At 64.2% G+C, this 17,329-nt stretch carries 16 protein-coding genes and 1 pseudogene; 9 read left to right on the plus strand and 8 right to left on the minus strand.

Translation table 11 applies throughout. The features are described from left to right. Positions 1-76 precede the first annotated feature (76 nt). The 9 genes from A4G99_RS29285 to A4G99_RS14685 all read left to right on the plus strand — a co-directional run bounded on the left by A4G99_RS29285 (position 77) and on the right by A4G99_RS14685 (position 8,265). Positions 77-508 carry a histone gene (locus A4G99_RS29285; protein ID WP_066144987.1) on the plus strand — a complete coding sequence of 144 codons (432 nt, stop codon included), beginning with the start codon at positions 77-79 and terminating at the stop codon, positions 506-508. After that, a complete protein-coding gene (locus A4G99_RS14650; RefSeq protein ID WP_066144989.1) occupies positions 505-1,515 on the plus strand; it encodes a histone deacetylase in 1,011 nt (336 codons plus the stop codon). The genes A4G99_RS29285 and A4G99_RS14650 overlap by 4 nt, the downstream gene beginning before the upstream one ends. Positions 1,516-1,623: 108 nt before the next feature. Next, positions 1,624-2,799, plus strand: a complete 1,176-nt coding sequence (locus A4G99_RS14655; protein ID WP_223301890.1) for a glycosyltransferase — start codon at positions 1,624-1,626, stop codon at positions 2,797-2,799. Beyond that, on the plus strand, positions 2,771-3,442 hold the full coding sequence (locus tag A4G99_RS14660; RefSeq protein WP_066144993.1) for a glycosyltransferase family 2 protein: 672 nt from the start codon (positions 2,771-2,773) through the stop codon (positions 3,440-3,442). The genes A4G99_RS14655 and A4G99_RS14660 overlap by 29 nt, the downstream gene beginning before the upstream one ends. After that, complete coding sequence (locus A4G99_RS14665) at positions 3,439-4,404, plus strand: hypothetical protein (protein WP_066144995.1); 966 nt, start codon at positions 3,439-3,441, stop codon at positions 4,402-4,404. The genes A4G99_RS14660 and A4G99_RS14665 overlap by 4 nt, the downstream gene beginning before the upstream one ends. Further along, positions 4,401-5,738, plus strand: a complete 1,338-nt coding sequence (locus tag A4G99_RS14670) for a sulfatase-like hydrolase/transferase (protein ID WP_066144996.1) — start codon at positions 4,401-4,403, stop codon at positions 5,736-5,738. Before A4G99_RS14665 ends, A4G99_RS14670 begins: the two co-directional genes overlap by 4 nt. Continuing rightward, positions 5,735-7,198 (plus strand): lipopolysaccharide biosynthesis protein, encoded by a 1,464-nt coding sequence (locus A4G99_RS14675; protein WP_066144998.1) that lies wholly within the window; start codon positions 5,735-5,737, stop codon positions 7,196-7,198. The genes A4G99_RS14670 and A4G99_RS14675 overlap by 4 nt, the downstream gene beginning before the upstream one ends. A 143-nt stretch (positions 7,199-7,341) precedes the next feature. After that, a complete protein-coding gene (locus A4G99_RS14680) occupies positions 7,342-7,707 on the plus strand; it encodes a hypothetical protein (protein ID WP_066145000.1) in 366 nt (121 codons plus the stop codon). A gap of 90 nt (positions 7,708-7,797) precedes the next feature. Further along, positions 7,798-8,265, plus strand: a complete 468-nt coding sequence (locus A4G99_RS14685; RefSeq protein WP_066145002.1) for a FlaD/FlaE family flagellar protein — start codon at positions 7,798-7,800, stop codon at positions 8,263-8,265. 18 nt (positions 8,266-8,283) lie between these two features. Here A4G99_RS14685 and A4G99_RS14690 read toward each other — a convergent pair whose 3' ends face one another. The 8 genes and pseudogenes from A4G99_RS14690 to A4G99_RS14725 all read right to left on the minus strand — a co-directional run bounded on the left by A4G99_RS14690 (position 8,284) and on the right by A4G99_RS14725 (position 17,278). Further along, positions 8,284-9,243, minus strand: a complete 960-nt coding sequence (locus A4G99_RS14690) for a hypothetical protein (RefSeq protein ID WP_066145004.1) — start codon at positions 9,241-9,243, stop codon at positions 8,284-8,286. A 265-nt stretch (positions 9,244-9,508) separates the two neighbouring features. Beyond that, positions 9,509-10,630 (minus strand): XdhC family protein, encoded by a 1,122-nt coding sequence (locus tag A4G99_RS14695; protein ID WP_066145006.1) that lies wholly within the window; start codon positions 10,628-10,630, stop codon positions 9,509-9,511. After that, the gene (locus A4G99_RS14700) at positions 10,627-11,904 is read right to left on the minus strand and encodes a VWA domain-containing protein (protein ID WP_066145008.1); all 1,278 of its coding nucleotides are present in this window, start codon (positions 11,902-11,904) and stop codon (positions 10,627-10,629) included. The genes A4G99_RS14695 and A4G99_RS14700 overlap by 4 nt, the downstream gene beginning before the upstream one ends. Then, positions 11,901-12,821: a MoxR family ATPase gene (locus A4G99_RS14705; protein WP_066145010.1), complete on the minus strand. Its 921-nt coding sequence runs from the start codon at positions 12,819-12,821 to the stop codon at positions 11,901-11,903. The genes A4G99_RS14700 and A4G99_RS14705 overlap by 4 nt, the downstream gene beginning before the upstream one ends. A gap of 83 nt (positions 12,822-12,904) precedes the next feature. Then, positions 12,905-13,798: a xanthine dehydrogenase family protein subunit M gene (locus A4G99_RS14710; RefSeq protein ID WP_066145012.1), complete on the minus strand. Its 894-nt coding sequence runs from the start codon at positions 13,796-13,798 to the stop codon at positions 12,905-12,907. After that, positions 13,798-16,180, minus strand: a pseudogene (locus A4G99_RS14715) (xanthine dehydrogenase family protein molybdopterin-binding subunit). Before A4G99_RS14715 ends, A4G99_RS14710 begins: the two are co-directional and overlap by 1 nt. 1 nt (position 16,181) lies before the next feature. Further along, on the minus strand, positions 16,182-16,685 hold the full coding sequence (locus A4G99_RS14720; RefSeq protein WP_066145015.1) for a (2Fe-2S)-binding protein: 504 nt from the start codon (positions 16,683-16,685) through the stop codon (positions 16,182-16,184). After that, positions 16,682-17,278, minus strand: a complete 597-nt coding sequence (locus A4G99_RS14725; protein ID WP_066145017.1) for a CoxG family protein — start codon at positions 17,276-17,278, stop codon at positions 16,682-16,684. The genes A4G99_RS14720 and A4G99_RS14725 overlap by 4 nt, the downstream gene beginning before the upstream one ends. Positions 17,279-17,329 lie beyond the last annotated feature (51 nt).

Raw genomic sequence — 17,329 nt, forward strand, 5'->3', positions numbered from 1 at the left:
GCGATTTCCGCGTGTCCGATTTGCCGCGAGCGACAGTAGGGAAAGATTAAGGGCGACAGACTTCCGCTGTTGGATTATGAGCGTTGAGCTTCCGTTCGCGCCGGTCGATACGATAATCCGACGGAATGCGGGTACCCTTCGTGTCAGTGCGGATGCCGCCGAGGAACTCGCCCGACGGATTCAGAGTCACGGAGCGGAGCTGGCCGTGGATGCTGCAAAACAGGCGACGAAAGATAGACGGAAGACACTGATGGCGGCTGATTTCGGCGTCCAACAGGTCATCGACAAGGACGAACTCACCCTTCCGGTCGCCCCCGTCGATCGAATTGCCCGCCTCGATATCGGTGACGATTATCGGGTCTCGATGGACGCGCGGGTGGCGCTTGCGGACATCCTCGAAGATTACGCCGACAACGTCGCATCGGCGGCAACGATCCTCGCCCATCACGCGGACCGGCGAACCGTTAAGGCAGAGGACATCGAGACTTACTTCAGGCTGTTCGAATGAACTTCGGCTACAGCGAGGTCTGTTTAGCTCACGATACCGGAAAACGGCACCCGGAAAACCCCGACCGACTACGTGCGATTCGGCAGGCCCTCACGCGCAAACACGGCGTCGAATACGTAGAGTCACCACCCGCCACGGAAGCGGACGTCACGGCGGTTCACGACGAGGGGTACGTCAAGGAATTACGCGAGTTCTGTGATAGCGGTGGCGGTAACTGGGACCCGGACACCGTCGCCGTCGAAGCGACGTGGGATGCCGCACTCGAAAGCGCGGGGCTCGCAAAATGGGCTGCGAACAGCGCACTGGACGGCGAAGACGGACGTGCGACGCCGTTCGCGTTGGGGCGTCCACCGGGACACCACGCGGTAGAAGACGACGCGATGGGGTTCTGTTTTTTCAACAACGCCGCCGTCGCAGCCCAAGCGGTCATCGACGACGACCGGGCCGAACGCGTCGCGATCATCGACTGGGACGTCCATCACGGGAACGGCACGCAGGACATCTTCTACAACGACGGAAACGTGTTCTACATCTCGATTCACGAGGACGGACTGTATCCCGGCACGGGCGAAATCGAGGAAGCGGGCGAAGGGGGCGGAAACGGGACGACGCTCAACGCACCGCTCCCGGCGGGAGCGGGCGACCCCGAATATCGCTCGGTCTTCGACGAACTCATCGCACCCGCAGTTCTCGAATTCGATCCCGACCTCGTGTTGGTGAGCGCAGGGTTCGACGCTCATCGGCACGACCCGATTTCCCGGATGCGTGTCTCGACGGAGGGATACGGCATGCTCACCGCCCAAGTTCGTGAACTGGCGGACGAGTCGAACGCGGCTCTCGGGTTCGTTCTCGAAGGGGGCTACGGGTTGGACACGCTTTCGGACGGCGTTGCGATGGTCCACGAAGTGTTCGACGGGATGGACCCGGTCGTTCCCGAAGAGGAGGAGAACGAGGAGGTCCGCGAGGTCATCACGGAACTACTCGATACCCATCCGATGTTCGAGTAGGTCGGGAACGCCCCCTGCTCGACGGATAGAGAGCCGGTATTTTTCAAAATGCCCACCACAATTTATACTATAGCGTGCTGTAGCATCGTCACGCTCAGGGGTGGGCCAATGAGACAGGATTCATACGACGTAGCGGTGTTGCACGACAGATTCCCGGGTATGGGCGGTGGTGAGCGATTCGCCATCGAAGCGGCGCGCGTGCTCGATGCGCCGATTTACACGATGTACGTGGCGAACGACGTCCGAATTCCCGACGACGTGACCGTCGTTCCGATACGGCAGGGAAAGTACACACGTGGCCTCTCGGGACGACTGCTCGAATGGAAGAACGAGGGGATGAATCCACTGGAAACCCTCTCGGTATCGCTCGATATGACCGACGCGGCGGACGAACTGACGGAGTACGACGTACTCATCGAGAGCGCGCCGCTTTCGAAATCCTACGTCCCGCCGGTCGAGCAGACGGTGATTCACTACCCGCACAGTCCGCCGAGATGGCTGTACGACCTCTATCGTGACCGACTCGGGGAGTTCGACTATCCGGGCATCAAGTTCGCGCTGAAAGGCTATGCGAAGTGCTGGCGAGCACTCGACAAGGAGAGCAACGACTACGTCGACCGGTTCGTCGCCAACAGCGAACTCGTCCGCGACCGAATTCAGCGATACTACGGCCGGAACGCGGCGGTCGTCTATCCGCCGGTTACCGGCGATTGGCGGAACGACGGCGACGACGGGTACTTCGTGACGTGGTCCCGGCTCGCGCCGGAGAAACGCATCGGTCTCGTGATAGATGCGTTCGCGGGCCTAGACGAGCGTCTCCTCGTCGTCGGTGACGGGGAAGAACGCGAAGCGCTCGAACGGAGCGCACGCGGACACGACAACATCGAACTTCTGGGTTACGTCGAAGACGTCGCGGATATCGTTTCCCGCGCCACCGCCGTCGTCTACGCACCCAAGGACGAGGATTTCGGTCTGGTCGGTGCGGAGGCGTTGACGGCCGGGAAACCGCTCATCGGCGTGAACGAGGGGTACACCCGTCACCAAATCGTGGAGGGAACGACCGGATTGGGGTTCGAACCCACCGTCGAATCGCTCCGCGAAACCGTCGAACGATTCGACCCCTCGGATTTCGACGCCGACGAGATTCAACGGTTCGCCCGTCGCTACGACAGGACGACGTTCGCCGAATCGCTCCTCGAACTGGTCAACCGAACGCACGCGGAGGCGGCGAAAAAGCGCGCCGCGGTGGATACCGATGATTCGAAACCCATACGAATCCAGTGAACCGCGGGTTTCGGTCGTGATTCCGACGGTCCCGGAAAACGACCACGACGCCGTGGTCGCCGCCCTGCGAAATCAGACCGTCGCCGAATTCGAAGTGCTGGTCGTCGACGACGCGACGCTCGACATCTGCGAAGCACGAAACGCAGGCATCGAGGCGGCGAGCGCGGATATCGTGGCGCTCACCGACGACGACTGCCGACCGCCACCCGACTGGGTCGCGAGCGTGGAGAGCGCCGTCTCCGATGGCGCGGTGTGCGTCGAGGGAAGCGTGTCGGGTGGACGAACGTACCGTGGGACGGGGCTGTACGTCGGTTGTAATCTGGCGTTCGACCGCGAAACAGCGCTCGACGCGGGCGGGTTCAGGAGCGAGTACGCCGGGTGGCGCGACGACACGGAATTCGGCTGGCGAATGGAATCCTACGGCCCCTGTCGGTACGACCCGACGCTGACGATGGAACATCCCGACCGAACGCGGGCCAGCATCGATGCCGAAAACGAGGCCCGGTTGCAGCGCGAGTATCCGACCCGGTACGAGGAACGGATCGTTCCGAAGACGACGCTCGGCAGGGTCAACGACTGGCTTTGGCGGCGAGGGGTCTGGGACGCGGTCGATAGGGTTCGGTACGCTGGAGGGGGTCGATGACGCTGAAGGAGTGGCTAGGCGAAAGCAGTGACCGCGTCCACGAGGATGGATGGACCGGCGTGGACGCGTCCGCCTACGAGCTATACAAAGGCTTTCTCCGGCGACTAGCCGGACGGGAGTCGTTCGGCGAGTCGATATACGACCACTCGTGGGACGCCCTCGTCGTCCTCGACGGCTGTCGGTTCGATTGTATGTGTGAGGTCGCACCCGAGATTCCCTTCGTGAAGCGCGTCTGGCGCTTCGCGTCGGCAGGGACTCGTTCGGACGAGTGGATGCACGCGAACTTCGACCCCCGGGACTGCTCCGACACGGTCCACGTCACCGCGAACCCAAACTCCGCGGCGCATCTCGATTCGCGGAACTTCGCCGAGTTGGTCGAAGTGTGGCGTGACGGGTGGGACGACGAGTTGGGGACGGTTCCCGCCCGCGCAGTCACCGACCGGGCTATCGTCGCCGGACGGTCCATCGGGGACGGCGAGATCGACGCGGACAAACTGGTCGTCCACTACATGCAACCACACTTCCCGTCGATTCCCGACCCGCTTCCGGGCGACGAGATGAGTCGCGGCGAGTTCGGCGAGCGCGTGGGCGTCTGGGAACGCTTGCGACGGGGGGACCTCACCCGCGAGCAAGTGTGGAGTTCCTACCGGGACAACCTCCGCTACGCCCTCTCAGAGGTGGCGGTGTTGCTCGACAATCTGGACGCCGACCGAGTGGTCATCACGGCGGACCACGGCAACGGCTTCGGCGAGTGGTACATCTACGGCCATCCGGACAACACGCCGATTCGTGCCCTCCGCGACGTGCCGTGGGTAGTCACGAGCGGAACCGATTCGGGAACGTACGATCCGAAAAGCTGGATGGTGGGGCCGGACGAGACGGAAGGAGCGAACGGGACGAAAGGTGCGGACGGACAAACGGCATCGACCGCCGACCGCCTCTCGGCGTTGGGGTACCGATGAACGTCGCGCTCGTCGTCCTCGATACCCTTCGCAAGGACGCATTCGACGCGCATTTCGACTGGCTACCGGGAGCCCGGTTCGAGAACGCCTACTCGACCTCGCACTGGACGGTTCCGGCGCACGCCTCGCTGTTCGCGGGCAAATACGCGAGCGAACTGGGCGTCTACGCCGGTGCACAGGGCCTCGACTGTCCGGAACCCGTGCTTCCCGAGATCTTCCTCGAAGGCGGGTACACCACCCGTGCGTTCAGTGCGAACGTCAATATCTCCCGCCCGTTCGACTTCCATCGAGGGTTCGACCGGTTCGAGGGTAGTTGGCGACTCGACGCCCTCTCGTCGAACGTCTTCGATTGGGACGGCTTCATCACCGAGACGCGCGACATGGGACCGGAACGCTACGCCTTCGCCCTGCGCGATATCCTACTGGGAGACTGTGATACCGTCCCGTCGCTCAAACGCGGCGCGTTCCTCAAGCTTCGTGATTTGGGGATGGGTCGGGCGACCCGTGACGACGGCGCGACCGAGGCGCTCGAATTCGTCCGCGACACCGATTTCGGCGACGACGAGTTCCTCTTCGTCAACCTGATGGAAGCCCACACGCCGTATTCCGCGCCCGAGGAGTTCCGGACGGTCGAACCGCCGGAACTCGACGGCCTTCGTGCCACGCTCGGTTCGCCGGATGCGGACCCCGAGCGAATCCGGCAGGCGTACGACGACGGCGTTCGCTACCTCGCGGACCGCTACCGCGCCATCTTCGCGGAACTCCGCGAGTCGTTCGACTGCGTCATCACGCTCGGCGATCACGGCGAAGCTCTCGGCGAATACGGTGCGTGGGAACACCTCTGCGGGCTGTATCCGGATGTAACGCGGATTCCGTTGTGTCTCTGGCTGGCCGATGCGAGCGATGGAGACAATGGGGATCAAACCGCCGAAATGCGAGACGATCCGGTCTCTCTGCTCGACGTCCATCGGACGGTTCTCGACATCGCGGACCTCGACGGCGATTCGAGGGGGAGAAGCCTGCTTGATGGATCGGAGACGGGGGGAGAACCCGAACGGCTGGTCGAGTATCACGGCCTGACCGACCGCCACCGGACCGCGCTCACCCGCGATGGCTTCGATATCGAGCCGCTGGACACGGAAATGTACGGCATGGCCGCTGCCGACTATTACGGGTGGGAGACGCCGGACGGCCTCCACGAGGTGGGCGAAATAGCAAAGCCACGGGAGCGAATGGATACGCTCGTGAACGAGCTGAACCGACGGGTCGTAACGGACGATGTGGCCCTCTCACCGGCCATCGAGGCGCAACTCCGCGACCTCGGTTACGTATGAGCGAGGCTGCGAAAACAAGCCTCAGCCGGGAAACCCTCGGTGGAACCATCGCGCAGTTCGTGATGGCCGGAATCGGGTTCGCCGGGACCATCGTCTTCGCGCGATGGCTCGGCCCGAGCGCGTTCGGCGGCGTCTACCTCCTCTTCGCGCTGGTGAAGTTCGCCGACCGACCGATGAACGGCTGGTCGCAGGCGGCCAAAAAGCGCCTCTCGGAATCCGACGCGCTTCGCCCACCCGCGTTCGGCGCACAGTTGTTGTTCGACGCCGGGTGGGTCGTTCTCGCCGCCGTGGTCGCCCTCCTCGCCGGTGACTTCCTTCGGAACTACACCGGTCTCGCGCTCGCTCCGTTCCTGATTATCTGCTTGCTCGCCACCGAATCGGTGTACGAATCCCTCGAAAACCTCGTTCAAGGGCGGGGGAAGATCAGCGCCGCGACGTGGGTGGACACCCTTCGCTCGACGCTCACCCTTCCACTGCAGATCGGCTTCGTCGCGCTCCTCAGCACCGCCACCGTGGTCGGGTCCGCGGGAATGGTGTACGGTCTCGCACTCGCTTCCGCGCTGACCGTTCCCCCCATCGTCGCGTACGTCGCTGCGCGCCCGACCATCCCGTCCCGCTCGTTCGTCCGGAGTCTCGCCGACTACGCCCGGTACAGCATCCCGGGGTCCCTGTTGAGCACGACGTACGACCGCCTCGACGTGTTGTTGCTCGGCTTCTTACTGGTGAACGGAACGTCGGCGGTCGGGCTGTACGAAGTCGCGTGGAAACTCACACTCCCCGCCGTCTTCGTCGCCGACATGGCCGGTCGGGGACTCATGGCGACGGTGAGCGCAAGACGCGGCCGAACGGACGGGGCGGCGCGCGACATCTCGAACACGCTCGCCTACGCCGGAATCCTCGCGTTTCCCGTCCTCTTCGGATCGCTTGCGCTCTCCGAACCGCTGGTCGTGACGGTATACGGACCGGAGTACCGTGACGCCGCCCTCCTGTTGGTCGGGCTTGCGCTCTACCGCGTCGTTCGGACGCAGAGCGGGCCGCTCCTCCAGGCGATCAACGGTCTCGACCGACCCGACGTGGCAATGCGACTGTCGGCGGTTGCCGTCACCGTCAACCTCGCTCTCGGCGTCCTGTTGACGCTCAGGTTCGGCGTGATCGGTGTCGTCCTCGCGACGGTCGTCGCGGAGTCGATCGTGTATCTCGGCGCGCTCCGTTTCCTCCGGGGTGAACTGGTCGGCGTCCAACCGGTTTCGCGGCCGATGGTCGCACAAGTAGGCGCGAGCCTTTCCATGTTCGCCGTCGTCTCGATCGTCCACCGGTCGCTCCCCGTCGGGTCCTGGAGCGACCTTCTGACGCTGGTTTCGCTCGGTGGCATCGTCTACGTCGGCGTTCTCCTCGTCGTCAGTCCCGGCGTGCGACGGACGCTGGGTGAAGCCGTTCGGGGGTCGCTCTCTTCACCCTAGCTTCCGAACGGATGATCGCGTCTGGAACGGATTCTCCCCCATTTGCGGTCCCTCCGAAATCCGTTCCAGTGCGCTGTCGCTCGTCGATGACGACACCGAAGAGGCAGAAGCTATAACGTTCTTCCGCGACGAATGAACTCGTGATGTCACTCCTCAAAATCAACATCGAAAAACCGGCGCTCGTCGAGGAACGAGTGTACCCGGACGAGGACTCCGCACCCGCGACCGCCAGCACGAAACCGAAGTCGTTCGATTCCCCTTCGTTGGGACTGTTGAAGCCACTTCTCGGTCTACTCTTGGTCGTCGGTGCCGCCCTGTTTGCCTACAAACGCCGCTCCGGTTCGAGCGAGGACGAAGCGTCCGAGTTCGAACCCGGTGACTTCGAAACCGACGACTTCGAGGCCGAATCCGGCGGAAGCGGAAAGGGTCGTGTGTTCGGCCTTCTGGCGGGCGTCCTCTGCCTCGCACTCGTCGCACGAAAGCGGCGAAGCGGCGCGTCTGACGAGTAGCCAAACATATCTTCTTTCTGAGCAACGATTCTCTAATCCGCCCGTACCAAGAGTTAAATAGGTTGAAATGCTTGTCTTCTAAATATCAGAATGAGCATCAAACCTGCCGATTACGACCTGCGCGAACTTCGTCGGATGGCTACCGAGGACGAACCACCCCTGGAACTGGCCGCGGGTGAGGACGAACAGTCGGCGGAGGACTTGCTCCGACTCGGACAACGCGAGGAACTACTGAAACTACAGACGAAGCTGTTGGCGTCCGGTGGGCTTCCGGAGAAACCCTATCTGACCGACCTCCCGACGAGATACGGCGCCGAAGTCATCGTCTTCGAATGGCTCGACTTCCTCATCGAAAAATCCGGATTCGAACACACCGGAAACGCACTCTCGTACTACGCCGACATCGATTGGGTGAGCGACGGTGCCTACGAGTCGCTCAAGTCGTACATGTACGGATTCTCGGAAACCGACCGCTTTGGCTCCGAGGGACCGGAGCCGCTCGACACGAGCGATCACGTTTTGAGTCTCATCTACATCGCCCGTCTGGCGTCGCTGTAACTACCCCCGCAAGCCGTGCTATTCCGCGTAGCCCAGATGGCGCAACCTGTCCTCGATGACGTCGTCGGCCATCTCGTCTCCTTCCTCCGGCGACTCCGCTTTTACGTCCCGGCGTTCGTCCGAGTCGATCTCTACCCACGGCACTTCGAGTAACTCGCGTTTGTGCAATCCGCGGGGATGACCGTACGTTCGAACCGGTATCGGATAGGTTCGCTCGCCGATGAGGTTGCCGTGGTCGGACGTGATGGTGGTCTTGCCCGGCAGTTCGTTCAGCAGTCGCTCCACGTGCGGCAACACGATATCGAGGTTCTCCGCGTACGCGGCGACGATACCGGACACGTTCGTCGTTTCGCGGTACTGAAGCGCGTTCCACGGATGGGGATCCTTCTTGATTTCGTCCTCGTCGAGTTGCATCTCGATCCCGGCGTAGTCGAGTTCCTTCCCCTTCTCACCCAGGAACGGATAGTGCGGTTGCATGAAGTGGGTGATGATTCGCTTGTCCGGATACCGTTCGTGGGCTTCGAGCGTCCGTTCGACGATCGTTTCGGGCAGGACGGTTCGGGTCTCCTCGTCCCAATCGTCGTCCAAGAGGTTGACGACGGCGTGGAACGTCCCGTCCGGAATTTTGTAGGCGTGTGGATTCGAGGTGACGTACACCGTATCGTGGAGTTCGCGCCCGACGTAACTGGCCTGCATGAACTCCCAACTCTCGCTTCCGGGCGACAGTTTGCTCGTCGTCCGTCCGCCGAAGTCGGCCCGTGCGGTGAACAGGTCGTAGCGACAGGCGTCCAGGATGACGAGGTTGTCCCAGTCCTCCGCCATCACGTCCATACGCGTGTCGTCGTTCACGAGTCGGGACACGTACGCGTTCGTGTTCACCGCGTCCTTTCGAAGACGTCGCGTTTCCCCACGAATGAGTTCCGGATTCCGTAGGAGACGAATCAGATTTTGGGGAGTATATCGCTGCCAGATAGCCATGTGCGAAACACAGTTCCGTTCCACCTTATTTATGCACAGTTTAAGAACGAACACGGGAGACGGTCGGGCCGATTTTCGCGCTTACAGATCCACGTTCTCTGTTCGTTCTGATCGTTCACTCGGGTCAAACCGTTCAATAGGGAATTTACACGGGTGTCACTGCTGAAACGAGGCGTGGCGATAGTCGTCGGATGAGAAACGACTGCTCTCCAAGATTTCGAGCAGTCGAGCGGAGACAGGAACTGAGGTCGGAGGAACTCCCGAATCAGTGAGTTTCGGACGGCGTCTCCGCTCGATCGTGAACGGTGCCATCGACCGTCCTGAGGTGTGAGCCCTCGCGGCCGTTTTTGACGGCCAACGCCTCGGCCACGATGCTGTGGGCGACCTGATACGGCGCGCCGCCGCCGAGGTCGAGGCCGACCGGCGTGTAGACGGGATCGAGGTCGCCTAACGCCTCGCCCTCCTCTTCGAACTCGTCGAGCATCTGCTCGAATCGCTCCTGCGGACCCATCAAACCGACGTACGGCACGTCGGTCGCGAGCAGATCGGCGAGCGCGAGGCGGTCGTCGATGAAGTTGTGCGACATCACGACGACGTAGGTATCCCCGTCGAACGCCACGTCGTCGGTCAACGACCGCGGCGAGGTCGAGAGCACCCGGTCGGCGTCGGGAAATCGTTCCCTCGCCCGGTCGGCACCGCGGAAGGTGGCGACCGTCACGCGGAAATCCACGTTCAGCGCCAGATCCACGACGGGCGCAACGTCGTGACCGCCGCCGAGGATAACCAACTCCGTCGGCGGAACGATGCGGTCCGCGAACACGGTCGTCACGGTCCCCTCGTCCGTTTCCACGTCGATGGTCCGCGAGCGCTCGATGTCGGCGGCCCGAATCGCGTCGCCGATTTCCTCGGGGAGGCCGTCGAAGTCATCTGAGTAGGCCCGCTCGCCCACATCGACGGTCTCGTCGTCGCTCGCCACGACGGTTGCGACAGTGATCGCTTCTCCCGCCTCGTAGGCTTCGACGGCGGGCCGCATCCCCTCGTCGAGCGGTTCGAGGAATAGATCGATGATGCCGTTGCAACCGACGCCGAGGCCCCACTCGTCGTCGTCGCCGGTCAGGTCGAACGTCTCCAGCGTCGGCTTCCCATCGTCGATCACCCGGTCGGCCAGGTTCCGAACTTCGTCTTCGAGACATCCGGCGGTAATCGCGCCGACGCCGCCCTCGGTCGGCGAGACGACCATCTTCGCGCCGGGTCGGCGGTACGCGCTCCCGCGAACGTCGACGACCGTCGCCAACATGGCCGGTCCGTCGGCGTCCAGTCGCTCGCGGATGCTCGCCATCAGTTCCCGTTCCGGTACACTCCACTCGCTTCGTTCGGTTTCGCTCATTGTACTTCCTCCATCTGATCCCCGCGCGGTCTCGTGAGCGTGCGCTCCGGACCGTGGCGGGAGAGTTCGGTTGCGATTCGATACAGGTCGTCAGGGTCGGCAAAGCCGTACAGGCCGTCGAGATACGGCAACGCCGCCTGCATCCCACGGCAGGCGGGTTCGTAGGCCGGTGACACGGCCAACGGATTCAACCAGATGACCCGTCCGGCGCGCCGTGACAGCCACGCCATCGCCGTCGAGAGGTCGTCGACGTCGCCGCGTTCCAACCCGTCGCTGAGGATGACGACGGTGCTCCGCCAGTCGATGGTTTCGGCGTGTTCGTCCCGAAGCGTGCCGAGTGCGCCGCCGATCCGCGTCCCGCCGCCCCACTCGGCTTGGGCGGCCTCCAACGCACCCAGCGCGTCGTGTAGCGTCGGTTCGTCGAACGCCGGGGTCACCTCGCGGAGTTCGGTGTCGAAGAAGAATATCGGCGTCCGTCGCCACGCCGTCCGCACTTCGCGCAGGAACTGCAGGAGGAACCCGCGGTCCACGGTATCGAGCACGGACTGGCTCACGTCCACCAGCACCGCACCGCGGGTCTCGGTTCGCTTTCGAACGCGACCGGGGATGGGAAGCGGCGTGCCGCCGCTCTCGACGCTCCGGCGGAGCGCTCGGCGGGCGTCGACGCCGCGGGGGACGGAAGCGGGGTCCCACCGTCGTCCGGGAAGCGACGACACCGCCCGCGTGAATTCCGCCGTCGCGTCCGCGACCCGTTCCTCGTCGCGGACGGCGACGGTCGCCGTCGAAAACCGATCCGAATCGCCGCTGGGACTGTATTTCGCGGCGGTCTTCGTCCCCGTCTCCCCGAGCGGGGAGCGCTCCGGCGAGACGGTCGCTCCCGCTCCCGTCTCCGATCCTTTCTCCTCGTCCTCGCTCGGTTTGGACTCGCCGTCCTCCTCGGCGGTCGCACCGTCGTTCCCGACGTTCGGCCTGCCCGGTGAGGGCGCATCCGCCGGGTCCGCCGGATACGGTCGGTCCTCGCCACGAAGGCGCGCCCAGAAGACGGGAAACAGTCGGTCGAACGACTCTCGGGCGCTCACGTCGGAGAGCAGCGTCGCGCGAAGCGCGGTCCGTACGCTCCCGCGATCACGGCGTTCGACGGCGGTGAGCGCCCGTGCGGCCGAGAGCGCACCATCCCCAGGGATGTTCGCGCCCGTTCGATCGAGTTGTACCGTGAACTCCACGAGTTCGGCCCGGAGCCTGTCGGCGGGACGGTCGGACGGCGGAGAGTTCACGGCTCGGCGTGCACCTCCGCGAGCAGGGATTCGAGCACATCGTCGTCGATTCGTTCGACGTCCTCGGCATCCTTCAGCAGACAGCCGAGGGTCTGCCGAGCCGTTTCGACCGAGAGGTGCTCGTCCTCGCCGTCTTCGCCACCGTCACCGAGGACGGTCAGCGCCTCCGCCCAATCGAGCGTTTCGGCGAGGCCGGGACGCTTTCTGAGCGGGCGGTCCCGGAGTTGCTGGGCGACGCCGCAGACGTCCGCCGCGAGTCCGTCGGCGAGTTCCGGCACCTTCCGTTCGATGATGGCCCGCTCCTTCTCGACGGACGGCGGGTTCACGTACAGGTACAGACAGCGACGTTTCAGCGCGTCGCTCAGCCCTCGCGTTCGGTTCGAGGTGAGTATCACGACCGGCGGCGTCACGGCTTCGACGGTGCCGAGTTCGGGGATGGACACCTGAAAGTCCGAGAGGATTTCGAGCAACAGCGCTTCGAACTCCTCGTCCGCGCGGTCCACCTCGTCCACGAGGAGCACCGGTGGCCGGTCGCCGTCGCCCGAGAGCGCTTCGAGAAGCGGTCGGGAGAGCAAGTACTCCTCGTCGAAGACGGAGTCGTCGTCCGCGACGCCGCCCTCGCCGGACTGGATCGCGAGCAGTTGCTTCGTGTAGTTCCACTCGTACAGCGCGTTCTCGGCAGCCAGTCCCTCGTAGCACTGGAGACGAACGAGATCGGTGTCGAACCCCTCGGCGAGCACTTTGGCGAGTTCGGTCTTCCCGGCACCTGGCTCACCCTCCACGAGAAGGGGTTTGCCCATGCGCAGCGCCAGCAGGACCGTCGTCACTATCTCGTCCTCGGCGACGTACTCCTCGTCGTCGAAGACCGACCGAAGTTCGGCTTCCGTCACGGAGTCGAACCCGTCCGGGCCCGTCATCGATACCCTCCGGTCACGCCGCGCGGACTCGTCGGTTCCGTCGTGTCAATCACACTCACCCATTGGGTGCGGTCGTTCAAGACTTAGTCGGCGGCGGCACCACCGCCGTTGGCTCGTTCGACCGCGGCCCCGAGCGCACGCTTCGTGTACACCGACAGGAGGTGAGCGCGGAACTCCGCGGACGCCTGTACGTCGTCCATCATCAGCATCTCGTCCAGGTCGTCGCCCGCGTGGTCGGCGGCGTCGGCGAGGGAATCCTCGTCCGTCGATCCGCCGACGAGCGCGTCCTCGACGGGTTCGAGACGGACGCCGTGGTCCATCACCCCGTTCGCCGCGACGCGGGCCGAGGTCACCTCGTCCCCGTCGACTCCGAGGGCGGCGGCGACGCCGACCATGGCGTAGCCTGAGGACGGACTCGGTTTCTTCGCGTATGCACCGCCGATTTCGGGCGCGTTCGGGAGTCGGATTCCCGTGAGCAGTTCGTCCTCGCCGACGTCCGTCGCGTACATGCCGAGGAAGAAGTCGTCAACCGGAACCTCGCGTTCGCCGTCGCGACCTTCCACGACTATCGTCGCGTCCGCCGCGAGGGCCGCCGCCGGGAGGTCGGAGGCAGGGTCGGCGTGCGCGAGGTTACCGCCGATGGTGCCGCGGTTCCGTACCTGTACGTCGCCGATCTGTTCGACCGTGGCCGGGAAGACGGCCACGTTCTCCGCGAGGTCCGAGGAGTTCACGACGTCGACGTAGTTCGTCATCGCGCCGACCGTCGTCTCGTCGCCGTCCGTCTCGATACCCGAAATGGAATCGATACCGCTGACGTCGATGAGTGCACCGGGGCTGGCGAGACCGGACTTCATCGTCGGGAGCAGGCTGTGACCGCCCGCGATTATTTCGGGATCCTCGTCCGCGTGTTCCTCCATCAGATCGAGCGCCTCGGAGACGCTCGACGCTTTGTAGTAGTCGAATTGTGCCGGGAACATCAGTTCTCACCTCCGCTCTCCTCGACCGCGCTCCACACGCGTTCGGGCGTTAGCGGCATGTCGATGTCGTCCACACCGAACGGTTCCAACGCGTCCGTGACGGCGTTGACCAGTGCCTGTGGCGCGGCGATGGTGCCCGCCTCGCCGACGCCCTTTACGCCGAGCGGGTTGTGCGGACACGGCGTCACCGTGCTTCGTGTCTCGATTTCCGGGATGTGTTCGGCCTTCGGAACCGCGTAGTCCTGCATCGATCCCGTGAGGAGCGTGCCGTTGTCGTCGTACACCGCGCCCTCGTACAGCGCCTGTCCGAGGCCCTGTGCGACGCCGCCGTGGACCTGCCCCTCCACGATTTTCGGGTTGATCTGATTGCCGACGTCGTCCACCGCGACGTAGCGTTCGATGTCGATCTCGCCCGATTCGGGGTCGACTTCCACGACGCAGGCGTGGAGTCCGAACGGGAACGTGAAGTTCTCCGGGTCGTAGAACGAGGTGGCTTCCAAACCGGGTTCCATGTCGTCCGGGATGTCGTGGGCGAGGTACGCCTGCCCGGCGATTTCCTGAATGGAGACGCTCTTGTCCGGGGCCCCGACGAGTTGGAATTCTCCATTTTCGAACTCCACGTCGTCCACGTCGGCCTCGAACTGGTGGGCCGCGATCTTCCGCGCCTTCTCCACGATCTTTCCGGCGCTCGTCGCCAGCGAACTGCCGCCGACCGCCGCGCTTCGGCTTCCGTAGGTACCCATTCCCTGCGGTACCTCGTCGGTGTCGCCCTCGACGATTTCCACGTCGTCGTAGGGGACACCGAGTTCGTCCGCGATGATCTGGGCGTAGGTCGTCCCGTGGCCCTGTCCGTGGCCCGACGTCCCGCAGTAGGCGGTGACGGTCCCGGACGACTGCATGCGGACGAGCGAACTCTCCCAAAGCCCGGCCTGTGCGCCGAGTTGTCCGGCGAGTTCGGAGGGTGCGAGCCCGCAGGCTTCGATGTACGCCGAGAGGCCGACGCCGATGTAACGACCCTCGTCGCGCAGTTTCTCCTGTCGCTCGCGGAGTTCGTCGTAGTCGAGCGCGTCCAGCGCCTCGTCCAGCGTCTTCTCGTAGTCGCCGCTGTCGTACTCGACGGCGACCTGCGTCTGATACGGGAAGTCGTCCGAGTCGACGAAGTTCTTCCTCCTGAATTCGGCCGGGTCCTCGCCGATTTCGCGGGCCGCGAGCGTCATCATGCGCTCCACGACGTAGGACGCCTCCGGGCGGCCAGCGCCACGATAGGCGTCCACCGGCGGGACGTTAGTGAACGCGCCGTCCACGGAGACGTGAATGGCCGGAATGTCGTACTGTCCGGAGAGGAGCGTCCCGTAGAGGTACGTCGGCACGGCCGGTGCGAACGTCGAGAGGTAGGCACCCAGAGCGGCCTTCGTATCCACGTCGAAGCCGGTGATGTGGCCGTCCTCGTCCAGCGCCATCTTGGCGTGGGTGACGTGGCCGCGTCCCAGAGCGTCCGTCTCGTAGGTCTCGGTACGGGTGGCGACCCATTTCACGGGTCGTTCGAGTTCGCGGGCACAGAGCGCCGTCAGCGCCTCGTCCGCGTAGTGGTGAATCTTCGACCCGAAGCCGCCGCCCACGTCCGGGGCGCGGATGTGGAGTTTGTTTTCGGGGTGGTCGATGACCCCGGACATCAGAAGGCGGTGGAGGTGCGGGTTCTGGGAAGTCATGGCCACCGTAAGCTCGTTGGTGCCACCGTTGTACTCGGCCACCGTCGCCCGCGGTTCCATCGCGTTCGGGATGAGATACTGGTTGTGCAGGTCGGCTTCCACGACCGTCGCGGCGTTCCTCGAACGCCGCGTCGGTCGTGTCGGCGTCGCCGAGTTCCCAGTCGAGGGCGACGTTGTCGCCTTGGTCCTCGTGGAGCACCGGCGCGTCGTCTTCGAGCGCCTCCGCGGGGTCCGTCACCGCGTCGAGACGGTCGTAATCCACATCCACCGCGTCGGCCGCTTCCCCTGCGATGTAGCGGTCGTCGGCGACGACGACCGCGACCGCGTCACCCTGATAGCGTACCCGGTCGCTCGCCAGAATCGGGTGGGCCGGGGTTCGGAGACTGTCGAGCAGCCATCCGACCGGCAGTTCGCCGGGGACGTCGAAGTCCTCGGCCGTGTACACCGCGACGACGCCGTCCATCGCCTCGGCGTCGCTGGTGTCGATGGAGTTTATTTTCGCGTGGCCGTACTGGCTCCGCGTGACGGCCATGTGCAGCATGTCCGGGCGCTGGATGTCGTCCGTGTACTCCGCGCGGCCGGTGATGAGCGACGGGTCCTCGCGGCGCTTGATGGCCGAACCGAGGACTTCCTCGATATCAACGTCGTCCGCGTCCACGGTTTCGATGGACATCTCAGTCCCCCTCCGCAGCGGTGGTGGCACCCTCGGCCCGCATCTTCTCGGCGGCGGATTCGACGGCGTTGACGATGTTCTGATAGCCGGTACACCGACAGAGGTTACCTTCCAGCGCCTCGCGGATTTCCTCCCGCGAGGGGTCGGGGTTCTCTTCGAGGAACTGCTGGGCCGTCATTATCATGCCCGGCGTGCAGTAGCCACACTGCAGACCGTGTTCCTCCTGAAAACTCTCCTGAACGGGGTTGAGTTCCGGGCCGTCGGCCAACCCCTCGACGGTCGTTACGTCGCATCCGTCGGCCTGCACCGCGAGGACGGTACAGGATTTGACGGCGTCGCCGTCGAGATGCACCGTACACGCCCCGCAGGTGCTGCTCTCACATCCGACGTTCGGCCCCGTGTATCCCAACTCGTCCCGGAGTGCGTGGACGAGCAATGTTCGTGATTCGACCGTGAGGTCCTTTTCCTCGCCGTTTACCGTGATCGTGATGTCGTGTTCGGTCATAGCATATCCCTGATTTTGTCCGTGATTCCGCTGCTGTCGTCGGTTTCGACGTCCCGTAGCTGGTCCTCGATGTTGCCGAAGAACCGGTTGACGACGCGGTTCGCCACCGGATTGATGACGCGCTGGCCCATCTGCGCGACGCGCCCGAACACGTCGGTCTGGGCCTGCCAATCGACGGCGACGCCGTTCTCGGTTTCCTCCAACTGCATCCCCGCTTCGAGTTCGAACGAGGAGTTACTGGCCTCACCTTCACCCTCGGCCGACATGTGGCCGAACTCCCGTTCGGTGATGGTGACGACCGTCTCGAAGGAGGGTTTGACGCTGCCGACGCCGATCTCCATCAGCGCCGCGTAGTGTGCCCCCTCCTCGAATGCCCGCTCGGCGATCTCCTCGGTGTCCGCCTCGGGGAGCGTCGGCGGGTCGTCGTCCGACACCTGCTCGCGGAGTTCGTCGAAGTCCACGTCCTCGTCATCGACGCGCACGAGGAACTGGCAGCCCGGTAGTGCCTCTTTTATCATCACCGGGTCGGAGAGCGCCAGCCACGCCTCCTCGCGAGTGGTGTCCGCGATCTCGAACGTGTCACTGAACTCCACGCGAACTCACCGTCCTCCCGCCGTCGTGATTCTTGGAATCATCTGTCACAT

The organism is Haladaptatus sp. R4, assembly GCF_001625445.1.
Classification (GTDB): Archaea; Halobacteriota; Halobacteria; order Halobacteriales; family Haladaptataceae; genus Haladaptatus.

Bases quoted from the DNA above. Each gene is read 5' to 3' on its own strand.
- A4G99_RS29285 (WP_066144987.1), top strand. From the start codon at position 77: ATGAGCGTTGAGCTTCCGTTCGCGCCGGTCGATACGATAATCCGACGG.
- A4G99_RS14650 (WP_066144989.1), top strand. From the start codon at position 505: ATGAACTTCGGCTACAGCGAGGTCTGTTTAGCTCACGATACCGGAAAA.
- A4G99_RS14655 (WP_223301890.1), top strand. From the start codon at position 1,624: ATGAGACAGGATTCATACGACGTAGCGGTGTTGCACGACAGATTCCCG.
- A4G99_RS14660 (WP_066144993.1), top strand. From the start codon at position 2,771: ATGATTCGAAACCCATACGAATCCAGTGAACCGCGGGTTTCGGTCGTG.
- A4G99_RS14665 (WP_066144995.1), top strand. From the start codon at position 3,439: ATGACGCTGAAGGAGTGGCTAGGCGAAAGCAGTGACCGCGTCCACGAG.
- A4G99_RS14670 (WP_066144996.1), top strand. From the start codon at position 4,401: ATGAACGTCGCGCTCGTCGTCCTCGATACCCTTCGCAAGGACGCATTC.
- A4G99_RS14675 (WP_066144998.1), top strand. From the start codon at position 5,735: ATGAGCGAGGCTGCGAAAACAAGCCTCAGCCGGGAAACCCTCGGTGGA.
- A4G99_RS14680 (WP_066145000.1), top strand. From the start codon at position 7,342: ATGTCACTCCTCAAAATCAACATCGAAAAACCGGCGCTCGTCGAGGAA.
- A4G99_RS14685 (WP_066145002.1), top strand. From the start codon at position 7,798: ATGAGCATCAAACCTGCCGATTACGACCTGCGCGAACTTCGTCGGATG.
- A4G99_RS14690 (WP_066145004.1), bottom strand. From the start codon at position 9,243: ATGGCTATCTGGCAGCGATATACTCCCCAAAATCTGATTCGTCTCCTA.
- A4G99_RS14695 (WP_066145006.1), bottom strand. From the start codon at position 10,630: ATGAGCGAAACCGAACGAAGCGAGTGGAGTGTACCGGAACGGGAACTG.
- A4G99_RS14705 (WP_066145010.1), bottom strand. From the start codon at position 12,821: ATGACGGGCCCGGACGGGTTCGACTCCGTGACGGAAGCCGAACTTCGG.
- A4G99_RS14710 (WP_066145012.1), bottom strand. From the start codon at position 13,798: ATGTTCCCGGCACAATTCGACTACTACAAAGCGTCGAGCGTCTCCGAG.
- A4G99_RS14720 (WP_066145015.1), bottom strand. From the start codon at position 16,685: ATGACCGAACACGACATCACGATCACGGTAAACGGCGAGGAAAAGGAC.